This window comes from Sphingobium sp. RS1, from assembly GCF_056156825.1.
In genome coordinates, this window is the sequence record NZ_JBLZXE010000003.1 from 2501 (window position 1) to 22933 (window position 20433).

Annotated in this window: 15 protein-coding genes, 2 rRNA genes and 1 pseudogene (1 of these 18 running past the window's edge); 7 read left to right on the plus strand and 11 right to left on the minus strand. The window is 60.8% G+C overall.

Annotated features, from left to right (window positions below; translation table 11 throughout):
* Window positions 1–2734 (plus strand): 23S ribosomal RNA (locus ACNHGR_RS20185); it begins 74 nt to the left of the window's first position.
* Between the two features lie 222 nt (window positions 2735–2956).
* A 5S ribosomal RNA gene (rrf, locus tag ACNHGR_RS20190) occupies window positions 2957–3071 on the plus strand.
* A 107-nt stretch (window positions 3072–3178) separates the two neighbouring features.
* Here rrf and tnpB read toward each other — a convergent pair.
* Window positions 3179–3478 (minus strand): IS66 family insertion sequence element accessory protein TnpB, encoded by a 300-nt coding sequence (gene tnpB, locus ACNHGR_RS20195; protein WP_475288515.1) that lies wholly within the window; start codon window positions 3476–3478, stop codon window positions 3179–3181.
* A 15-nt stretch (window positions 3479–3493) separates the two neighbouring features.
* A complete protein-coding gene (locus ACNHGR_RS20200; protein ID WP_475288516.1) occupies window positions 3494–3973 on the minus strand; it encodes a glutathione S-transferase C-terminal domain-containing protein in 480 nt (159 codons plus the stop codon).
* Between the two features lie 93 nt (window positions 3974–4066).
* Here ACNHGR_RS20200 and ACNHGR_RS20205 point away from each other — a divergent pair.
* A protein-coding gene (locus ACNHGR_RS20205; protein ID WP_475285579.1) for an IS5 family transposase occupies window positions 4067–4827 on the plus strand; the annotation gives its coding sequence in 2 pieces (ribosomal slippage) (window positions 4067–4400 and window positions 4400–4827; 762 coding nt in all).
* A 10-nt stretch (window positions 4828–4837) separates the two neighbouring features.
* Here ACNHGR_RS20205 and ACNHGR_RS20210 read toward each other — a convergent pair.
* From ACNHGR_RS20210 to soxR, 3 genes and pseudogenes are all read right to left on the minus strand, one after another.
* A pseudogene (locus tag ACNHGR_RS20210) lies at window positions 4838–5002 on the minus strand (glutathione S-transferase N-terminal domain-containing protein); the annotation flags it as partial.
* A gap of 1 nt (window position 5003) precedes the next feature.
* Window positions 5004–5651, minus strand: coding sequence for a hypothetical protein (locus tag ACNHGR_RS20215; RefSeq protein WP_475288517.1), 648 nt, complete (start codon window positions 5649–5651; stop codon window positions 5004–5006).
* 53 nt (window positions 5652–5704) lie between these two features.
* Complete coding sequence (gene soxR, locus ACNHGR_RS20220) at window positions 5705–6145, minus strand: redox-sensitive transcriptional activator SoxR (RefSeq protein ID WP_184274185.1); 441 nt, start codon at window positions 6143–6145, stop codon at window positions 5705–5707.
* Between the two features lie 522 nt (window positions 6146–6667).
* Between soxR and ACNHGR_RS20225 the strand changes: the two genes are divergently transcribed.
* From ACNHGR_RS20225 to ACNHGR_RS20235, 3 genes are read left to right on the plus strand one after another with little or no spacing between them, the layout of a single operon-like run.
* Complete coding sequence (locus ACNHGR_RS20225; protein ID WP_475288518.1) at window positions 6668–7807, plus strand: efflux RND transporter periplasmic adaptor subunit; 1140 nt, start codon at window positions 6668–6670, stop codon at window positions 7805–7807.
* 1 nt (window position 7808) lies between these two features.
* Complete coding sequence (locus tag ACNHGR_RS20230) at window positions 7809–10898, plus strand: efflux RND transporter permease subunit (RefSeq protein ID WP_475288520.1); 3090 nt, start codon at window positions 7809–7811, stop codon at window positions 10896–10898.
* Entirely contained in the window at window positions 10891–12297 is a 1407-nt protein-coding gene (locus ACNHGR_RS20235; protein WP_184274179.1) for a TolC family protein, read from the plus strand. The genes ACNHGR_RS20230 and ACNHGR_RS20235 overlap by 8 nt, the downstream gene beginning before the upstream one ends.
* A gap of 104 nt (window positions 12298–12401) precedes the next feature.
* Here ACNHGR_RS20235 and ACNHGR_RS20240 read toward each other — a convergent pair whose 3' ends face one another.
* From ACNHGR_RS20240 to ACNHGR_RS20250, 3 genes are read right to left on the minus strand one after another with little or no spacing between them, the layout of a single operon-like run.
* Window positions 12402–12779 (minus strand): 4Fe-4S dicluster domain-containing protein, encoded by a 378-nt coding sequence (locus ACNHGR_RS20240; RefSeq protein WP_475288521.1) that lies wholly within the window; start codon window positions 12777–12779, stop codon window positions 12402–12404.
* Window positions 12776–14356 carry an FAD-binding protein gene (locus tag ACNHGR_RS20245; RefSeq protein ID WP_475288523.1) on the minus strand — a complete coding sequence of 527 codons (1581 nt, stop codon included), beginning with the start codon at window positions 14354–14356 and terminating at the stop codon, window positions 12776–12778. The genes ACNHGR_RS20240 and ACNHGR_RS20245 overlap by 4 nt, the downstream gene beginning before the upstream one ends.
* On the minus strand, window positions 14353–14790 hold the full coding sequence (locus tag ACNHGR_RS20250) for a hypothetical protein (protein WP_475288524.1): 438 nt from the start codon (window positions 14788–14790) through the stop codon (window positions 14353–14355). Before ACNHGR_RS20250 ends, ACNHGR_RS20245 begins: the two co-directional genes overlap by 4 nt.
* A gap of 362 nt (window positions 14791–15152) precedes the next feature.
* Here ACNHGR_RS20250 and ACNHGR_RS20255 point away from each other — a divergent pair, with 362 nt between their 5' ends.
* Window positions 15153–16814 carry a TonB-dependent receptor plug domain-containing protein gene (locus ACNHGR_RS20255; protein ID WP_475288525.1) on the plus strand — a complete coding sequence of 554 codons (1662 nt, stop codon included), beginning with the start codon at window positions 15153–15155 and terminating at the stop codon, window positions 16812–16814.
* Window positions 16815–16947: 133 nt separating this feature from the next.
* On the opposite strand, the gene ACNHGR_RS20260 is transcribed toward ACNHGR_RS20255, so the two are convergent.
* Genes ACNHGR_RS20260 through ACNHGR_RS20270 form a run of 3 tightly spaced genes read right to left on the minus strand, consistent with a single transcriptional unit; the run spans window position 16948 to window position 20209 of the window.
* Window positions 16948–18579: a DUF4166 domain-containing protein gene (locus ACNHGR_RS20260; protein WP_475288526.1), complete on the minus strand. Its 1632-nt coding sequence runs from the start codon at window positions 18577–18579 to the stop codon at window positions 16948–16950.
* Window positions 18576–18977 carry a thiol-disulfide oxidoreductase DCC family protein gene (locus tag ACNHGR_RS20265; protein ID WP_475288528.1) on the minus strand — a complete coding sequence of 134 codons (402 nt, stop codon included), beginning with the start codon at window positions 18975–18977 and terminating at the stop codon, window positions 18576–18578. Before ACNHGR_RS20265 ends, ACNHGR_RS20260 begins: the two co-directional genes overlap by 4 nt.
* Window positions 18974–20209: an FAD-dependent oxidoreductase gene (locus tag ACNHGR_RS20270; RefSeq protein WP_475288529.1), complete on the minus strand. Its 1236-nt coding sequence runs from the start codon at window positions 20207–20209 to the stop codon at window positions 18974–18976. Before ACNHGR_RS20270 ends, ACNHGR_RS20265 begins: the two co-directional genes overlap by 4 nt.
* Window positions 20210–20433 lie beyond the last annotated feature (224 nt).

Here is a 20433-nt window from a genome sequence, read left to right on the forward strand (position 1 = left end):
CGTGGGGGAGCCGTGAGCAGGCTTTGATCCCGCGATTTCCGAATGGGACAACCCACCTTCACCATTTAATTCCGTAGTCGGTGTTGATCTTCGGATTTGGCCGGCAGCGTAGTTAAATGGAAGAGGTATCACTAAGCTGAATAAAATAGGCTTTGGTGAAGCGAACCCGGAGAACTGAAACATCTCAGTACCCGGAGGAAAAGACATCAACCGAGATTCCGTTAGTAGTGGCGAGCGAACGCGGACCAGGCCAGTGCCTGGGATATAGTTAGCAGAACGATCTGGAAAGTTCGGCCATAGCGGGTGACAGCCCCGTATGCGAAAATGATATCTCAGGACTTGAGTAGGGCGGAGCACGTGAAACTCTGTCTGAACATGGGGGGACCACCCTCCAAGCCTAAATACTCGTACATGACCGATAGTGAACCAGTACCGTGAGGGAAAGGTGAAAAGCACCCCGATGAGGGGAGTGAAACAGTACCTGAAACCGGATGCCTACAAGCAGTGGGAGGGTCCTTGAGACCTGACCGCGTACCTCTTGCATAATGGGTCTGTGACTTAGTGTATCAAGCAAGCTTAAGCCGTTAGGTGTAGGCGCAGCGAAAGCGAGTCTGAATAGGGCGACCATAGTTTGATGCATTAGACCCGAAACCCGGCGATCTATGCATGACCAGGTTGAAGGTGCGGTAACACGCACTGGAGGACCGAACCGTTCAATGTTGAAAAATTGTCGGATGAGTTGTGCTTAGGGGTGAAAGGCCAATCAAGCCGGGAAATAGCTGGTTCTCCGCGAAATCTATTGAGGTAGAGCGTCGAATATTTGCCGTTGGGGGTAGAGCACTGGATGGATGCGGGGGTCGCGAGATCTACCAATTCTAACCAAACTCCGAATACCAACGAGTCTAGTTCGGCAGACAGACGGCGGGTGCTAAGGTCCGTCGTCAAAAGGGAAACAGCCCTAACCTACAGCTAAGGTCCCCAAGTCACGTCTAAGTGGGAAAGCATGTGGGATTTCCAAAACAACCAGGAGGTTGGCTTAGAAGCAGCCATCCTTTAAAGAAAGCGTAACAGCTCACTGGTCTAAACAAGAGATCCTGCGGCGAAGATGTAACGGGGCTCAAGACGTGCACCGAAGCTTAGGGTTCAGTCTTTGACTGAGCGGTAGCGGAGCGTTCCGTAGGCCGTTGAAGCGGAAGGGTAACCGACCGTGGAGGTATCGGAAGTGCGAATGCAGACATGAGTAGCGATTAACAGTGTGAGATGCACTGTCGCCGAAATTCCAAGGGTTCCTGCTTAAAGCTAATCTGAGCAGGGTAAGCCGGCCCCTAAGACGAGCCCGAAGGGGGTAGTCGATGGGAACCACGTTAATATTCGTGGGCCTGGTGGTGTGTGACGGATGCCGTAACTGGTCAGGGCTTATTGGATTGCTCCTGGCTGGGAAGGTGTCCCAGGAAATAGCCCCACCGTATAGACCGTACCCTAAACCGACACAGGTGGAATGGTAGAGTATACCAAGGCGTTTGAGAGAAGTATCCTGAAGGAACTCGGCAAATTGCCTCCGTACCTTCGGAAGAAGGAGGCCCCATCTATGCGCAAGCACTGATGGGGGGCACAGGCCAGGGGGTAGCGACTGTTTAGCAAAAACACAGGGCTCTGCTAAGTCGGCTTCAAGACGACGTATAGGGCCTGACGCCTGCCCGGTGCCTGAAGGTTAAGAGGAGGAGTGCAAGCTCTGAATTGAAGCCCAGGTAAACGGCGGCCGTAACTATAACGGTCCTAAGGTAGCGAAATTCCTTGTCGGGTAAGTTCCGACCTGCACGAATGGCGTAACGACTTCCCCACTGTCTCCAGGATATGCTCAGCGAAATTGAATTCTCCGTGAAGATGCGGAGTACCCGCGGTTAGACGGAAAGACCCCGTGCACCTTTACTGCAGCTTCAGAGTGGCATTAGGAAAGAACTGTGTAGCATAGGTGGGAGGCTTTGAAGCGATGACGCCAGTTGTCGTGGAGCCATAGGTGAAATACCACCCTGTTGTTTTCTGATGTCTAACCTCGCACCGTTATCCGGTGCAGGGACCCTCTGTGGCGGGTAGTTTGACTGGGGCGGTCGCCTCCTAAAGAGTAACGGAGGCGCGCGATGGTGGGCTCAGGACGGTTGGAAACCGTCTGTTAGAGTGCAATGGCATAAGCCCGCCTGACTGCGAGACTGACAAGTCGAGCAGAGACGAAAGTCGGTCATAGTGATCCGGTGGTCCCTCGTGGAAGGGCCATCGCTCAACGGATAAAAGGTACGCCGGGGATAACAGGCTGATGATTCCCAAGAGCTCATATCGACGGAATCGTTTGGCACCTCGATGTCGGCTCATCACATCCTGGGGCTGGAGCAGGTCCCAAGGGTTTGGCTGTTCGCCAATTAAAGTGGTACGTGAGCTGGGTTCAGAACGTCGCGAGACAGTTTGGTCCCTATCTGCCGTGGGCGTCGAAATTTGAGAGGAGTTGACCCTAGTACGAGAGGACCGGGTTGAACATACCTCTGGTGTACCTGTCGTCACGCCAGTGGCGCAGCAGGGTAGCTATGTATGGACGGGATAACCGCTGAAAGCATCTAAGCGGGAAGCCTCCCTCAAGATAAGATTTCTTCGAGCCGTCGTAGACCACGACGTTGATAGGCTGGATGTGGAAGTGCGGTAACGCATGGAGCTAACCAGTCCTAATTGCTCTGATCACGCTTAAACGGTTCTTATGAACCGCAGAGTCCCACCATCAACAACAGCACTGGACAAAGCACCAGCGCAGACGTTGAAAATGGCGGTTATAAAACAAGCCAGATCTACTAAGTTGTTTGAACGTTCATTTTCTCAAGTGAAAATGAAAACGCGGCTGTTGCCGTGTTTGACAAGCAAACACTCATGTGCACGGCACCGATTAAAACCCTTATATGCGCAAGCTTCATTGCTTGGTGACCATAGCGTCTGTGACCCACCCGATCCCATCCCGAACTCGGCCGTGAAACCAGTCTGCGCCGATGGTACTATTGCTTAAGCACTGGAAGAGTAGGGCGTCGCCAGGCATTGTAGCTCGCGCATATATCTAAAACCCATCACAATGTTCGCGACCTCCGGTCACGCCTCTGGCGCGGGATGGCTGCTATCCTCCATACCGGCTTTTCCCTTGCTTTTATGCATGTACCTCGACCTGTGCGACGAGGCGTTCCTGTGTCCCAAGCAGGGAAATCACGCCGTTCAAGACCAAAAGCCAGATATACTTCCCACGTTCGAGATGTTCGGCATAGAATGGCAGGCCAACGCTATCACGCCAGATGAGTTTGCAGAGGCGGCCGCGTCGTTGCCTGAAAATGTGCTGCTCTAGCAGGGCCAGGTTGCGCATCCCACGCCGCATGTCCGTGGACCCTGTCACGATCCATAGCCAAACTCCTGAGAGATGGCGATCATGTGACCCTACGGTGGCTATCGCCATGACGGACGGTTGCCTTTATTTTGCCTTGGGCAGGATTTGGTCCATTTGCCGGCGCCAATCGACGGTAACCGGCGCGTCCAGCGGTGACCAGGTGGGCAGCCGCAACATGATCGCGGCATATAAATCTGCACTCAGATAACTGGACAACCAGAGTTTGACGCGGGCCAATTGTTGCCTGGCGAACCATTCGGGGTCAACAGCTGCAAACTGCCGCACGAACGGAATGATCGCCGCATCTGCCAGACCGGGTGAAGCACCCCGCAGATTGGCCGCCGTACCCAGTCGATCCTCGATCTGCTGGAGGAATGCCAGTCCATTCATACGATGAGTTTCCAAATGGGAGCCATGGCGTTCCGGATATTTGTAGCGATCCAGAGCATATTTGAACGGACCATCATTGGCGGCGATGAGCGCCGGATCATCCCTATCGAGCCAAGCTTCCGGGTCATGGCGTGCCAACGCCCAGTACATGATGTCGATGCTTTGATCGACCACCTTGCCGTCTGGCAGGACTAGGCTCAGGACCTATTAAATTGCTTGCGATGATGAGGATCGGTTGATTCAATGGCGTGGCGAGGAGGCGCTGCCATGAGTGATCTGATCTGGTTGTCGGAGGCGCAGATGCGCCGGATCGAGCCGTATTTCCCACTGTCGCACGGCGTGCCACGGGTGGATGATCGTCGGATCATCAGCGGCATCATCTTCGTCATCAGGAACGGCTTGCGATGGCGCGATGCGCCCGCCGATTATGGTCCGCCGAAGACGATCTATAATCGCTTCATCCGGTGGAGCCGGCTCGGGGTGTTCAACAAGATCTTCTCCGCCCTTTCCGCGCAAGGCGGCAAGCCCGACCAGTTGATGATCGATGCGACCCACCTGAAGGCGCACCGGACAGCGGCCAGCCTGCTTAAAAAGGGGCTGTTCCCAGACGTATCGGACGCACCAAAGGCGGCCTGAACTCGAAGCTCCATGCCGTATGCGACGACAAGGGCAGACCGCTGGTCATGCTGCTGAGCGAGGGCCAGATGAGCGACTACAAGGGAGCAGCCCTGATGCTCGACGCTTTGCCCCGCGCCAAAGTCCTGCTCGGCGATCGAGGTTATGACGCCGACTGGTTCCGCAACGCGCTCGCCGAACGCAACATCGCGGCCTGCATCCCGTCAAAGAGGAACCGGAAGATCCCGATCCCGCACAATGCCATGCTCTATCGCCAGCGCCACAAGATCGAAAATATGTTCGGCAGGCTCAAAGACTGGCGGCGCATCCATACCCGCTACGATCGATGCGCTCACACATTCATGTCCGCCATCTGTATCGCTGCAACCGTCATCTTCTGGATCAATCAATGAGTCCTGATCTTAGAATGGGAACAGTCGCTTTCGGAGAGGCGGCGAGCATAGCCTTGGGCTTCGCCGCCAGTTTGATTTCCCGCAGTTCGACAGGCGTAGCGCTGATTGCCAAGGCAAGCCTCGCTCGCATCGCATAGGGGCAACGCCTGAAGCTGTAGAGAATCGGAGCTTGCATGCTAGGGCGCGCTGTCGCCGATCAGGCGGTAGGCAGCGTTCAAAAGCTCGTCCATCTCATCATCGCTCAGGACATGCTCTGGATCATAGTCCAGCCCGACACGCCGCGAACGACGCCAATGATCGGCATAAAGTCCCTTGTTCGGACCGAACATGGAATGAACGTGGCGTGCCAGTGCCGATGGACAGTCCGGTAGGTTCGCCAGCCGGAAGATTGTCGCGTCGATAATATATGGCCCGACCATGATCCACAGATGTCCTTGCCACGACAACGCATCGCTAGCGAGCAGTTCGCTCCTGCCCAGCGGGATGGGAACACCATCGACGCTCAGCGTCCCGGCCACAAGATAGACAGGCGTCTGAAGCCGACGCTGTAGCTGGAACGCCAGCGTAGCGGTCAGCAAGTCTTCATTGCGTGCAGCAGGCGGAAACAATGTGAGAGTTTTCGAGGCGCAAGCAGCGATGGCGGCTTGATCCTGCTCGCTCCAGACATAGGCTTTGAACGCCTTGGCCGCGGCCCATCCATATGTTGCGGCGACGCGCCGGCCCAGTTGGGCGAGGTCATCTACGGTTGGCATTGATAGTCTCAATCGGCTTTGGGGTTCAACAATCTGGCGCGGACTGGCGAAAAGCTGCCCGTCCGCGTTCAAGGGCGAAAAATCAACTGCTCATTGGCCGAAAGAGGGCAGCCGGATCGAAAATTTCAGTCGAAAGCACGCGCACCGGCGCCACCGTCCGCGGCTGCGTCTCCGGGGTTCCGGAGGGGGCAATCAGTTAGCGAAAGGCAACCGCAACCGATGCAGCTATCCAAGGCATCGCGCAATCGCATCAGCAGCAATATCCGCCGGTCCAATTCCTCGCGCCAATCGGTCGATAACGCGGACCAGTCTGCCGCGCCGCGCAAATGCCCCGAAGGCAGATGGCTGATATTCTCCCGTATCTGGCCGAGCGGAATACCGACCCGCTGGGCGACCTTGATGACCGCGATCAGGCGCAGCACCGATCGATGATAGCGGCGCTGGTTGCCGCGTGTCCGCCGGCTCTCGATCAATCCCTGCGCCTCATAGAAATGCAGTGTGGAAACGGGCACGCCGGCGCGCCGGGCAACGTCACCCACGCTCAGATCGGATGCTGCGAGTACCATATTCTGTGTTTCCGGGTGGTCAGGACAGGAAAGGTCTTTACCTCAACTATTGTTGAGGTTTTATAGAGACACTCCCTGATTCGCAAGGGAGGCAAAACTTGCACAGTCCTGTTACCCGTTATTCTCGGACGCGCTTCTTGCATCGAATTTTGTTGCAATTTGCTCGCAACAAGCTTAGCCAAAGCTTGCCGGAAATAGAGTTGCAGGGTGGTGTCTCCTGCGCTTGCTTCGCAGCAAGTTCTTCCCAGCCGCGGCGTCGACCTGACCTTCATCAGGGCATGACGCGCGCTTTTCGTGGGTTTCCGCTTCCGCACGTCCTGTCCCCCTTAATGGACAGCCCGTGCGCGCCTATTCTGACCTTTCTCTCTTCCTCAGCCTGGATCGCGCGTCGCTGATCCTGCGGCCTCTTCCATCCTGTCTATCCTCTTTCCGCAATGGATACGCGATGAGCATTGATCCCTTCAGCCTTGCCGTCTTCCTATGGACCCGCTTCGTCGGTCCGAAACCGGTGGAGACGGTGGCATGACCGACCATGATCTGTCTCCATCAACCCCCGTCGCGTCCCGGCCGATGCGCACTATAGCGCTGACGATCGCGATCCTCACTTTGCTGTTCGGTGCGCTCTATCTGTGGCGCGACTGGCGCGCCGGGCAGGCACAGGCCTGGGAGCCGCAGGCCGTGCTGGTCGCTGCGATGGTGGCGCAACCGCAGGACATTCCCGCTGCGTTGGAGGTCGTCGGTAATATCCGTGCCGTGCAGGAGGTGACATTGTCGCCCGAGGTTGCCGGCCGCGTTTCCGCCATTCATTTCGAGGCCGGACGGGAGGTCGGTGCAGGTGCGCTGCTGGTCCAGTTGTTCGACGGGCCGGAGCGCGCTGATCGGCGTGCCGCACAGGCCAAGGCCACCTTTGCCGGCGTACAGGTCGCAAGGTCGCAGGCGCTCGCGCCGACCGGTGCGGAGCCCCGCGAGACGCTGGAGCAACGCCGCGCCGATCGCGACCAGGCCGCTGCCGCCGTGCAGCAGATCGACGCCCGCCTGATCCAGAAGCAGGTGCGCGCGCCCTTTGCCGGGGTGCTGGGCATTCGAAAGGTCAATCTTGGCCAATATCTCAATCCCGGTGATGCGGTCGCGACGCTGACCGCCCTAGACAGCCTGTTCGTCGACTTCGCCCTGCCACAGCAGGAACTGAGCCGGCTGAAGCCCGGATCGGCCGTCATCGTTACCAGCGATGCTTGGCCGGGCCGCCACTTCACGGCGCGGGTCAATGCGATCGAGCCGAAGATCGGCGAGGACACGCGCAACGTCACTGTGCAGGCGCTGCTGCCCAATCCTGACCGGGCGCTGCGCCCCGGCATGTATGTCACTGCCGCGCTGGAACTGCCGGTGCAGCAGGGCGCTTTGCTGGTCCCCGCCACCGCAATCCAGACATCAGCGCAGGGGGAAAGCGTGATCGTTGTTCGCGGGAAAAATGCGCGCGTCGGCGGTAAGGCAGAAGTCGTGCCGGTCCAGACCGGGCGCCGCGTCGGCAATGATGTCGTCGTCACCAGCGGCATCCGCCCTGGCGATGTCATCGTGACCGAGGGGCAGTTGCGCGTGCAACCGGGGGCCGAGGTCAAGGTCGCCACATCCGCCCCCACGCCCGTCAAGCAGGGAGGACGCTGACATGACGCCCCATCGCTCCTTCACCGATATCTTCATCCGCCGGCCGATCCTGTCGGTCGTGGTTAGTCTGCTGATCCTGCTGGTCGGCCTCGCTGCCCTGTTCAGCCTCCCGATCCGCCAATATCCGAAGATGGAAAGCGCGACGATCACTATTGATACGGCGCTGCCCGGCGCGACGCAGGATGTGATGCAAGGTTTCGTCACGACGCCGATCGCACAGGCGATTGCGACCGCCAACGGCATCGAATATCTCACCTCCACATCGAGCCAGGGCAAAAGCCATATCGCTGCCAAGCTGGTGCTGAATGCCAATGCCGACCGGTCGATGACCGAAATTCTCGCCAAGGTGCAACAGGTCAAATATCGCCTGCCGACCGGCGTGACCGATCCGGTCATTGCCAAGATCACCGATGGCGCATCGGCGATCCAATATGTCTCCTTCTCCAGCAAGACATTGTCGCCGCCGCAGATTCAGGATTTTGCGACCCGCGTGGCGCAGCCGATGATCACATCCGTCCCCGGCGTCGCGTCGGCGGAAATGACCGGCGGCGCGCCGCTGGCCATGCGCATCTGGGTCGATCCGGTGAAGCTGACCGCGCGGGGCCTGACGCCCGGCGAAGTCGCCAATGCCCTGCGCGCCAATAATGTGCAGGCGTCGCCCGGCCAGTTGAAGAGCGCGAACACCGCGATCAACATCACCGCCGCGACCGACTTGCGCGATGTTGCCGCCTTTCGCGACATGGTCATCAAGAATGGGGACGCCGGCATCGTGCGCCTCGCCGATGTCGCGACCGTGGAAATGGGCGGGCAAAGCTATGATGCGGGCGCCCTGTCATCCGGGGTGCCGGGTATCTCCATCGCCATATCGCCCACGCCCGACGGTAATCCGCTGGAAATCGTCGCGGCCGTTCATGCCCTGTTGCCCGAAATGCAGCGGGTCGCGCCGCCCGGCGTAACGGTCCGTAACGACTTCGACGTCGCCCATTTCGTCAACGCCTCTATCGAGGAGGTCGAGCATACGCTGATCGAGGCGATCGTGATCGTCGTGATCGTCATCTTCCTGTTTCTCGGTTCCGTCCGCGCGGTCATCATTCCGATCGTTACCATCCCGCTGTCGCTGCTTGGTACGGCGGCGCTGATGCTGGCCTTCGGTTTCTCGCTCAACCTGCTCACTCTGCTGGCCATGGTGCTGGCGATCGGCCTTGTGGTGGACGATGCGATCGTGGTGGTCGAAAATATCCATCGTCATATTGAGGATGGCCTGCGCCCTTTCGAAGCCTCTCTGCTCGGCGCGCGGGAGATTGTAGGCCCGGTCATCGCCATGACGATCACACTGGCGGCGGTCTATGCACCGATCGGCCTGATGGGTGGTCTGACCGGGGCCTTGTTCCGCGAATTTGCCTTCACGCTGGCCGGGTCGGTGATCGTGTCGGGCGTGATCGCGCTCACCTTGTCGCCGATGATGAGCGGCAAGCTGCTCAACAGCAAGCTGGCCGAAGGCCGGCTCAGCCAGGCGATCGAGCGCAACATGCACCGGCTCACCATGGGCTATGGCCGGCTGCTCGATCGTACGCTGGCGGCGCGGACGGCGGTGCTGGTGGTCGGCGTGGCGATGCTGGGCACGATCGCCGTCCTCTTCACCGGTAGCCAGCGCGAACTCGCCCCGCAGGAGGATATGGGCTATGTCTTCGTCGCGACCAAGGCACCGCAATATGCCAATATCGACTATATCTCGCGCTTCAATGCCCAAGTCGACGACATCTTCCGCACCTTCCCTGAATATCGCGGCAGCTGGTTCGACGCCGGCGGGGCCAACGGCACAAACGGCGGGTTCGGTGGCATCATTCTGTCCGAATGGGGCGACCGCAAGCGCAATGCCGAGGCCATTCAGGGCGAACTGACCGGCCGTACCGGCGCCGTCACTGGTATCTACGCTACCGCCTTTCAGGACAGCCCTCTGCCGGCAGGCAGTGGTGGCCTGCCGGTGCAGATGGTCATCCGCTCCTCCGACGATTTCCCGCAAATCTACAAGACGCTGGAGGCGGTGAAGGGCGCGGCCTGGGGCAGCGGCCTCTTCGCCTTCGTCGACAGCGACCTCGCCTTCGACAGTCCCGAAGCGCATATCAGCATCGACCGGGCGAAGGCCGGGCAACTGGGCGTCACCATGGCGGAAATCGCCGATACGCTGGCGGTGCTGGTGGGTGAAAATTACGTCAACCGCTTCAACTGGCATGACCGCAGCTATGACGTGATCGCGCAGGTGCCCCGCGACAAGCGGGTCACGCCCGACAATCTGGGCCAATATTATGTCAAGGCCGGGTCCGGCGCACTGATCCCGCTGTCCACCGTGGCAAGTGTGGAAATGCGCCCGCAGCCAAACAAGCTGCCGCAGTTCAACCAGATGAACGCGGCCACCCTGTCCGCCGTGCTGATGCCCGGCGTCACCATGGGGCAGGCGGTCGATTTCCTGAAGAGCCAGCCCATGCCGGCGGGCACCAGCATCGACTGGCTGTCCAACAGCCGCCAATATGTGACGGAGGGGGACCGGCTGACCGTCTCCTTTGCCTTCGCCCTGATCGTCATCTTCCTGGTGCTGGCGGCGCAGTTTGAGAGTTTCCGCGATCCGCTGGTCATCCTCGTCACAGTGCCGCTGGCGGTGTGCGGGGCCTTGGTGCCGCTCTATCTCGGCTTCACCACGCTCAACATCTATACACAGATCGGGCTGGTGACGCTGATCGGCCTGATATCCAAACACGGCATCCTGATGGTGTCCTTCGCCAATGAAATGCAGGAAAAGGAAGGGCTGAGCCGGATGGCGGCGATCCGCCATGCCGCCGCCGTGCGCATGCGGCCAGTGCTGATGACCACGGCGGCGATGGTGGCGGGCCTTGTGCCGCTGATCTTTGCAGCCGGCGCCGGGGCGGCCAGCCGCTTCGCCATCGGCATCGTCGTGGTCATGGGCATGCTGATCGGCACGCTCTTCACCCTCTTCGTCCTGCCCACCATCTACACGCTGCTCGCAGCAGACCATCGCAAGGGGCACACCCGCGATGAAGGCGGCCTGCCTGCGGGAGAACCCGTCCATGCGTAAATCCCTGTTGCCGCTGATCGCGGCTCTGATGGCCGGCGGGTGCGCCACCGGCCCCGACTATCACCGCCCCGAACCGAAGGCGGCCGCCAGCGGCGCCTTCGTGACGAAGGCCAATGCTTTCGACCCGACCGCCCCGTTGCCGGACCAATGGTGGAGGCTGTACAACGATCCGGCGCTCGATGCGCTGGTGGCGCAGGCGCTGAGCGCCAACACCGACCTGCGCATCGCCGCCGCCAACCTCGCCAAGGCCCGCGCTGCCCTGCGTGAAGCCAAGACGGCTCGCCTGCCGACGACCGACATTAATGGCGGGGTCAGCTATGGCGACGGGATGCAGGGGGCAGGCGGCGCCTTCACCCAGGACGATGCTCAATGGTCGCAAAATGGCAGCCTGGCGCTCAACTGGGAGGTCGATCTGTTCGGCCGCGTCAGCCGGGCGGTGGAGGCCGCCCGCGCCGACGCGCAAGCGGTGGAGGCCGCGCGAGATGCCGTCCGCGTGACGGTGGCGGCGGAAACCACGCGCGCCTATCTCGATGCCTGTTCCTATGCTTATGCGCTCGGCGTCGCGCAGGACAGCTACCGCGCCAGCAACGATAGCCTGCGTCTTGTGAGCGCGCAGGAAAAGGCCGGATCGGTCGGCAGGTTCGATGTCGAGCGTTCCGCCGCCGCCGCTGCCACCGCCCGTGCCGCCATCCCGGCGCTGAAGGCGCAGCATCAGGCCGCGCTGTTCGAATTGGCCGCCCTGCTGGGTGGCACGCCTGCCGATATTCCTCTTGCTGCCGGGCAATGCACGACACCGCCCGCCCCCGCGGTGGCATTGCCGGTGGGCGACGGTGCATCCCTGTTGCGCCGTCGCCCCGACCTGCGGCAGGCGGAACGGCAACTGGCGGCGGACACGGCGCGGGTCGGCGTAGCGACGGCCGCGCTCTATCCGAAGATCAGCCTGGGCGGATCGGGCAACTTTTTCCGCAACGACAGTGTGCGAGGCAGTGACAGCCTCAGTTTCTCGGTCGGCCCACTGCTTAGCTGGAGTTTCCCTAATGTCAGCGTCGCGCGCGCCCGTATCCGCCAGGCCGAGGCGCAGGGCGACGTATCGCTTGCAGCCTTCGACGGGGCCGTCATCACCGCACTCAAGCAGGTGGAGCAGGCGCTCAGCAACGTGGCGCGTGAACAGGAACGGCTCGCCGCGCTGGAGGATGCGCAGGCCCGATCACAACGAGCCTTCGACTTTGCTGAAACCCGATATCGGGCGGGATCGATTGGCCTGCTGGATGTGCTGGTCGCGCAAACGACGCTGTTGGATGCGCGCTCAGCAGGGATATCCTCACTACAACGCCTGTCTTCCTTGCGCGTTGACCTGTTCAAAGCCCTTGGCGGCGGCTGGCAAGACGTAGAACCATGAACGCATAGCCGTTTGCGGGCCGGATTTGCGGGCACGCCGACGCACCAATCGACATTGGTCGAAGTCGGTCGTCGTTGAATTGAAATGAAGCACAGCGTTGCTGCTCAGGCTTTGCCATGCTGGGAGGCTCTGTATCGGGCGGCAGCAGTTTCTCCGCCCTGCTGCAACAGCGGGCCGAGAAGCCGATAATGGTCCAGATGCTCTGTCTCGTCTGGGCGATCCCAGCCATGATCGCGCCGGATGCGCCCGAGATGGCCGGATGCGCGAATGGACTGGGGATCGACTGCCTCCGCGGCATGCTGGTCAGGTGCGACATAAATGGCATCGGATGCGCAATATAGCTCGCACATATAGCAGGTCTGGCACTGGTCGAGGCGAGCGACGACCGGCGGGATGTCGCCAATGTCCAGGACGTGAGTGGGGCATGTGACGACGCAATTGTTGCAGCCGTCGCAAAGATCCTCGAAAATATGTGCGATCATTCCGCCGCCTCCGCATAAATCCGGTGTTCCGGCCGCGTCCAGATATCGTCCAGCCCGCCTGTGAGCAGGCGGATCGCGCCGTCGGGCTTCAGATCGGGCATATCGACGCGAACATGAATGCCACGACTTTCCTTGCGGGCGAGTGCGGCCGCCGTACACCAGCGCGCTGTTGCGGTCAGCGCGACCGTCTCGCGCAGGCTGACCTGTGCCAGCCCGTCGGCCCGGCCATGATCGCGAAGAGTACGCCAATGCTCGTCGAGCAAGGTTAGACTATCGCTTAATTGAGCCTCACTCCGCCACAGCGAATGCCGATAGCCGTTCATGTGATGATCGACATCTGCCTCGATGGCCTTCCGGTCGATCGCCCGTTCGGCGGAGGTCGGATGGATGCCGGCGGTGCCGGCTGCTCGCACCTTGCCCGGCGCTCGATCGCGCAGGACGAGCGCGCGCCGCGCCGCAGCAGCGCCGGCGATCTGGCCTGAGGTCAGCGCCCAGGCGCTATTGACCGCGCCGCCGCCGCTGATCGCACCGGTTGCCAGTTCGCGCGTCGCTGCGTCGCCCGCCGCATAGAGGCCGGTTACTGTCGTCCCGCATTCATCATTGACGATGCGCAGGCCGCCATTGCCCCGGATCGTGCCCTCGCCAAATAGCTTGATCGGCCAGCGTTCCTTGAACAGATTTATCCCCTTGCGCGCAAAAGGCGGTGGAGTGAGGGGCTGGATATGATGCAAGATCGCCGGTAATTCGGCCGGTGCGTCTATCAGGTCGGCATAGACCGGCCCTTTCAGCAATTCCGCACCTAGTGCCTGATAATGGCCATGCCCCCGAGGCGGCGGGATGATCTCCACCCCTTGCGCATCATAATAGCGTGCGGCCCCATAGGGTAGCGTGCGGGTAGATGCCCAGGCCGGTGACATCGTATATTGGATCGAAAATTCCATGCCGGACAGCTCTGCGCCGACCTCCGCCGCCAACAGATAGCCGTCGCCCGTATTGCCATGGCTGCCGATCAGGCCCGACCGGAAGGCGCAGCCGCCGGTGGCGATAATCACCGAACCGGCGCGGATTTCCCAGTCCCGGCCAAGCAGTCGGGCATGCCCGCGCGCGCCGCTGACGGCCCCATCCCCATCCACGAGCAATTGGGTCGCGGGATGATGATCCAGAATGCGGGCACCCATGGCTGTCGCATAGGCGCGCAGCGCACGCATATATTCCGAACCGCGCACGCCGTTATAATAGCGGCCGCCCTTGCCGTCCGATCCAAAGGGATAATAGCGCGCGAGTTCGGGCAGCGTACGCCAGGTGGTGTCGATGACACGCTCCATCCAGGCCGGATCGCCCAATCCGAAACTGGCGGCGTATTTCTGCTCGATGGCTTCGCGTCGCTTCACTGGATCAGGGGGAACCCACCAGTGATTTGGACCACCGGTCGCGGTCACGCCGCTGGTCCCGACAAAGCCCTTGTCCACCAATATGGTCGTCGCACCGGCTTTAGCCGCGGCGATGGTAGCCCATGTGGCAGCCATGCCACCACCGACGATCAGCACGTCGGTGCGCGATGTGAGCGTGTCGCTCATTCGGCGGCGATCGCCGCCGACCCGACAGCGTGTCGATGCTCCGGCACTGACAGGCCCAGATGGCCGCGCAGCGTGTCATGTTGATATTCGGTGCGAAACAGGCCTCGGCGCTGCAGGATCGGGATGACCCGCTCGCGCAACAGCGCGAAACTGTCCGGCGTGCCGACATTGACGTTGAAACCGTCCGCCGCGCGGCCAGTGAACCAGCGCTCAATCTCGTCCGCGATGGTTTCGGGCGAACCGACAAAGCCTTTAGCGCTCTGGCTGCGATAGGCGGCCTGGCGCAGTGTCAGCCTTTCTTCCCGTGCCACGTGGATCAGCCGCTCGGCCGCGCCCTTGTAACTGTTGAGCGTGACGCCGGTCAGGTCGGGAAATGGCGCGTCCAGATCATATTGGCTAAAGTCATGATAGTTGAACGCACGGCCGAGCTGCACCAGCAGCTTTTCGACGTCCAGATCCTCGGTCTGCCGGCTGGCGATGCGTTCCGCTTCTTCGTCAGTGTCAGCGATGATCGGGAACAGGCCGGGTAGGACCTTGATCGCTTCTGATCCAGCAATCGGTCAGCTATGGCACGCGCCTGGGCGCCGACGGCGGCTTCATCCGCTTCGCCGTCGAAGGCAAATTTCATGACCGGGCCGATACATCGGGCGCTCGGGTAGCGGATTCGGTCGATCTCTATCCCCGTCTGGCTGACGGCTCGCTCGATCCGCGCGAAGCGACGATCGATCGCAATCGCGCCGGCAATTATGGTCGTACCAACCGCGATTACATCGCTAATGGCAGCTATAATGCCGAATTGCCGCTGGGCGACACGGCCACCCTCTACAGCTTCTCGACGCTCAGCTATCGCGACATCAAGGATGGGCGGGGCCAGTTCAACGCCAACAACATCAACTCCTTGCCTGAAATCTACCCCAATGGCTTCCTAGCCAAGCGCCGCATCCGGGAAACCGACTTTCAGATCACCAGCGGCGTGCGCACCACGCTGGCCGGATTGGACGCAGATTTCAGCAGCAGCTTCGGCCGCGATCAGGTGAAGCTGGGCGCGGTCGATACGCTTAATCCGTCGCTGGGACCGACCAGCAAGACCAGCTTCTACATGGGTACCCAGATCAGCAGTCTCTGGGTCAACAATGCCGATTTCAGCCGCACTTTCGATTTAGGCCTGGCCGAACCGCTGACGCTCGCCTTCGGCGTGGAGCATCGCTGGGAACGCTATCAGAACAAGGCCGGCGAACCCGACAGCTATCGCGACGGCGGCTATGTGATCCCGACCGGCTCCACGCCCTTCCAGCTTGCTTATGGCGGCCAGCGCCCTGCGGCCAGCCTCGTCTCCTTCACGGGTACGACACCCGCCGATGCCTTCGTCCTCACCCGCAACAATTTCGCCGCCTATGTCGATGTCGGCAGCAATGTCACCCAGGCCTGGTATGTCGGCGTCGCCGGCCGCGTCGAACATTATACCGATAGTTCGGGTGATACGGTCAGCGGTAAATTCTCGACCCGCTACGAACTTTTTCCCGGCTTTGCGCTGCGCGGCGGCGTGAACACAGGCTTTCGCGCGCCGTCGCTGGCGCAGCAGGGCTTCTCGACCTCGCAGAATACCGGCGTCATCGTCAACGGCAACATCGTGCCCCAACTGGTCAAGTTCCTTGCGCCCAATGATCCGATCGCCGGCTATTTTGGCGCCGAGGCGCTCCGGCCCGAAAAGTCGCTGAACTTCACTGCCGGTGCGACCTTTGAAAGCGGTCCTTTCCGCCTGACGATCGATGGCTACCAGATTCGGATCGAAGACCGGATCGTGAAGACGGAAATCCTCAATAGTGCAGAAGCCAAGGCGATCCTGTCCAGTCCCGAATTCACGGCCATCCTTGCTCAGCGCGGAGTCCCCGGAATCAGCAGCGCGCAATTCTTCATCAACGGCGTCGACACCCGCACGCGCGGGATCGATGTCGTCAGCGAATATGCGCTGCGCACGCAAGGCCTTGGCGATTTCAAGCTTAGTGCAGCCTATAGCTATAATGATACGAAGATCCTGCGCGTAGCAGCCAATCCCGCCAATCTGACGAACACAATCCTGTTCGGGCGGCAGGCGCGATCGGACCTGACCAGCGCCACCCCGCGTGACAAGCTGGTTTTGAGCAGCGAATGGACGATTGGTGCGCTTCGTAGCCTTTTGCGCGTGACCCGCTTTGGCAAATATACCGAAGCCGGCACCAGCCAGACTTCGACCGCGGACGACCGCACCTTCAGTCCGAAATGGATCACCGACCTCGATATCGCGGCGCAGGTTACGAAGACGATCAATGTTGCCGTTGGCGCGAACAATCTGTTCGACGTCTATCCCGACAGGATTGGCGTGATACAGGCGGCGACCGGCCTTGGCCAATATGGCAATTTTGCGCCGTTCGGCCTCAGCGGCGGTTTCTATTATGCCCGACTGGGGGTCCAATTCTGAGCATGTATTCGATAGAAATAAAAGTGGAGGCGCAGACAGGGTTTACCCCGTCTGCCTGGAGCGACCGGGTGCGCCGGTCGCTCCAGGCTCAAGGAGTATAATGGGCCGCTCGAAGGCCTGTCCCGGCATAGCGTCACATTGTCGGTGGCTCCAGCCATCCCCGATAATGGACCAGTCTCCCGATCAGCGGTAATGCAATGGGTACGTCGAAATAGAAGCGACCGCCATCTGCCCATTCCCGTGCGGTCGAACGCGGCGCCAGCCATAATGGCAAGGGCAGAGGGCCGATCCACCATCGCCGCATGACCATCGTCAGTCCCCGATCGTCAGCGGGAAGGTCGAAGGCGAAGCGGAACGGACCGAAGCGTTCCACAAGCCAGGGACCATGTTGACTGAGTTCGCTCTGGAAGCACTGTCCGCCAAAGTCGCGCGTCCAGTTTTCGCGGCCATCCGTTTCCCGAAAATGGACATGCAGGCGATGCCGACCGGGCCTGGGAAAACCTATGATCCTGGCGATCAATGTTGCGATCGGGTTCGCCGCACCCGTAACCTCGGCTTCTCCCATCGCGCCACCATCGCGAAAGACATCATGGATCGCACGCACTTCAGGCGGGAGCAGTGCGAACCGACCTCCCATTACACGCTCATACAGGCAGGGTGGAGCAGGTCGTTCCTCCAGATGCTGATGGATGGCCAGATGTCCAAAGGCATCTGCATAATCGTCGAGTCTTAGCGCTTCCCCGGCATCGCGGGCGCCTGCGGCTTCCTTGTTTGAAAGGATATGGGCGATGATGGGTACCACGGACAAAGTCGGTATTTCCGGGCCATCGCCCCGGTCGGCGATGAGTGTCCATCGCCGCTCAATCCGTCTTTCGCCGATATCGCCAAACAGGCGAACGATCATTGCGGAGCGATCGCTACCCAGCCTGCGGGTCAGGGATTGGAGAGGGTGAAGAAAGCGTGCGAACGGCGCAAGGGAGGCAATGATCCTCCACCGCACCAGCCAACTGGCGATCCAGAGTATCCAATTCTGGAACCCGAGTTCGGTACCCGCGCGGAAGCTTACTGCCGGACGGCCCGGCAATCTCTCCGGGAGAAGGGCAAGGTCGGGCACGTCGACCAGTCCAACCCGGCGGTTCGTGATCGGCCTTGGCCCTGCGCCTTGGAAATGCGCGGCCTGCATGCCCTGCCATCCGAACATTTTCGCCCAGCGCTGGCCGCTCCAGATGCGCATGGGCTGGCCAACCTGCCGTAATATGGCGGCGGAAACGGCCGGGCCGGCGGTTGCCTTGTTAGACGCGCTAATCGCTATCTCCACCGCGCGCACCCTGTCCATGCCCTGCGCCAGATGACGCACCACCGCGCCCGACAGCGCCGGGACGCTGGAAGCGCCGGACAGGAGACTAACGCCTGCGAGTTTCGCCGCTTCGTCCAGCGCGCTAATGCCGCAGACGAAATCGCGGCTGTCTGCGATGTCGACATAATGGACCCCGGCGGCGATACAGGCTTCGGGAATGGCGTGGTCCATGGCCTGAAACGGACCAGAAGCGTCTACCACTATTTCGGGCTTATATGTCTCCAGTGCAGCGACGATTTCGCTGCGGGCCAGCGCCAAAGGGATCAATCCGGGTACGCCCCGGCAAAACGCACGGGCCTTATCGATGGAGCGGCCAGCTACCAGCACGTCATGCCCTGCTGAGACGAGACGGCATGCGATGCGGGCACCAAATCCGCCGTAACCGCCAAGAAGCAATATGCGGCTCACAGGATACGGCCTGCTTGTTCTGCCGTCGGTATCCAGCAGGTCGTTCGTTTGCCGAACAGCCGGTAACGATGCCGCGCCACCCATCGATAGACGGGATCGCGCAGCCAGCGCGGTACAATGCGCAATGCCGCCAGCCGGTTCCAGGGACGTTCCAGGCCTGCCCATATGGCCAGCACTGCGTCGCTGTCCCGCAAGGCTCTGTCGCCTTCCACGACGATCAAACTCTCCGGATTGGTCGGGTCGATCCCGAATTGTCGATAGAGCGCGGCGCCGATATTCCCCTGCATGGACGCTAGGCGGAAACGCCCTGTCCGATCGTGCCGCAACACGAAGGCGGCATTGGCTGAGCACAGCACGCACATGGCATCGAAGACGATGATGGGACCGCCGACGTTCATGTGGCGGCCTCTGTCATGGAGGTTGCGTGCCGAATGTCTTGATCCAGTCCCAGCGGGTGCAACGGGTTTCCGACCAGTCCGCTCACCATCGCCGCCTGTATCGCGGTGGCGGGCCAGAGTTTGGACAGCGGGCCGACCATATGGTCGCGGATCAGTGGTAGCAGGCGGCTATCCGATTGATAGACAGGCGTGAACAGCGCAGTGAGCCACTGATAGGTTAGTATGTGGCGGCGGCGCAGGCCAATGCCGTGCCGAACCCCTTGATCGACGCTGTCTGCTTGCTCCAGCCCTTTGGTCAGCGCCCAGGCATCTAGCAAGGCCATATTGGCGCCCTGTCCCAATTGCGGGCTGGCGGAATGCCAAGCGTCGCCGATGTGGACCAGCGCCGGTTCCGCCGGTGCAGCAAGCGTGCGATGGGCGTAGCGGGCGAAGGTCAGTTGATCGGGATCATGAATCTGATCGAGCAATGGCGCGCAATTGGCCCATAAGGCGGTGACTTGCGCCTTCCATGTTTCCAGTCCGCCCTTGCGCCACGCATCCAGCCTGTCCGCGCGTAGCGACCAGAAAAATGCGGCCTTGCGGCTGGTTGCGCCAGGCGGTGTACCGATGGGTAGGACGCCGACCATGACGCTGGCGTGCTCGTAGCGCTGGGCAAGCGCATGGGGATCAAAGCCTGCATCATGTGGCCAGTCGAGACTGGCCCATAGCGCGCCATAGGCCAGTTCCCGGCCGGTCGGTTTGGCAAGCGGCGTGCGCGTGCCCAGCGCATCCACGACAAGATCATAGGAATGGCTTGTTGCGCCATCGGCGAAATGCAGCGCGCGCTTGTTTCCCACCGGGGCGGTTCCCGTCAGCGTGCGGCCGGTATGGACGGTGATCCCCGATTGCATGACAGCATCGTGCAGGATCGCGAAGAGGCTGGCGCGATGAATGCCGATACCAAACATGTTCTGGCGGCGCAGGGCGGTGTAATGAACGTCGAGGACAACCCGCTTACCTGCCTGGCCGAACAACCGGTCGACGCGGGCACCCCGTTCCAATGCTGCATTCAGCAATTCCAGCTTTGCAAGGACGGCCATGCCCGTGGGCTGGAGCATCAGGCCGGAGCCGATGGGGCGCGGCGTATCAAAGCGCTCGAATAGCGTGACCTGATGCCCGGCGCGATGAAGCAATAATGCTGTGGCCAGTCCGCACGGCCCACAGCCCGCGATCGCTATGTCAAGCCCCCGCATACCGACTGTCTAACCGAAAAAACCGTCTGGTCCAATAGGATGACGGGCAAAAATGGATATCTCGGACCCAAGAGAATTTCGGATCAGGGTTTCGTTGGTGGCTTTCCGGATCAGGCCGCATGATATTAATCGTCCAGCCTTCGCACCAGGCTGAAACCGGCAGCGCGGATCGTGAAAATTGCATCGTGGTCATAGCCGACCTATGAACGACCTCCATGGCATTA

Excerpts from the sequence above, each read along its gene's own strand:
- ACNHGR_RS20235 (WP_184274179.1), top strand. The coding sequence starts at position 10,891 with ATGCGTAAATCCCTGTTGCCGCTGATCGCGGCTCTGATGGCCGGCGGG.
- ACNHGR_RS20230 (WP_475288520.1), top strand. The coding sequence starts at position 7,809 with ATGACGCCCCATCGCTCCTTCACCGATATCTTCATCCGCCGGCCGATC.
- tnpB (WP_475288515.1), bottom strand. The coding sequence starts at position 3,478 with ATGGCGATAGCCACCGTAGGGTCACATGATCGCCATCTCTCAGGAGTT.
- ACNHGR_RS20270 (WP_475288529.1), bottom strand. The coding sequence starts at position 20,209 with ATGCGGGGGCTTGACATAGCGATCGCGGGCTGTGGGCCGTGCGGACTG.
- ACNHGR_RS20265 (WP_475288528.1), bottom strand. The coding sequence starts at position 18,977 with ATGAACGTCGGCGGTCCCATCATCGTCTTCGATGCCATGTGCGTGCTG.
- soxR (WP_184274185.1), bottom strand. The coding sequence starts at position 6,145 with ATGGTACTCGCAGCATCCGATCTGAGCGTGGGTGACGTTGCCCGGCGC.
- ACNHGR_RS20225 (WP_475288518.1), top strand. The coding sequence starts at position 6,668 with ATGACCGACCATGATCTGTCTCCATCAACCCCCGTCGCGTCCCGGCCG.
- ACNHGR_RS20240 (WP_475288521.1), bottom strand. The coding sequence starts at position 12,779 with ATGATCGCACATATTTTCGAGGATCTTTGCGACGGCTGCAACAATTGC.
- ACNHGR_RS20245 (WP_475288523.1), bottom strand. The coding sequence starts at position 14,356 with ATGAGCGACACGCTCACATCGCGCACCGACGTGCTGATCGTCGGTGGT.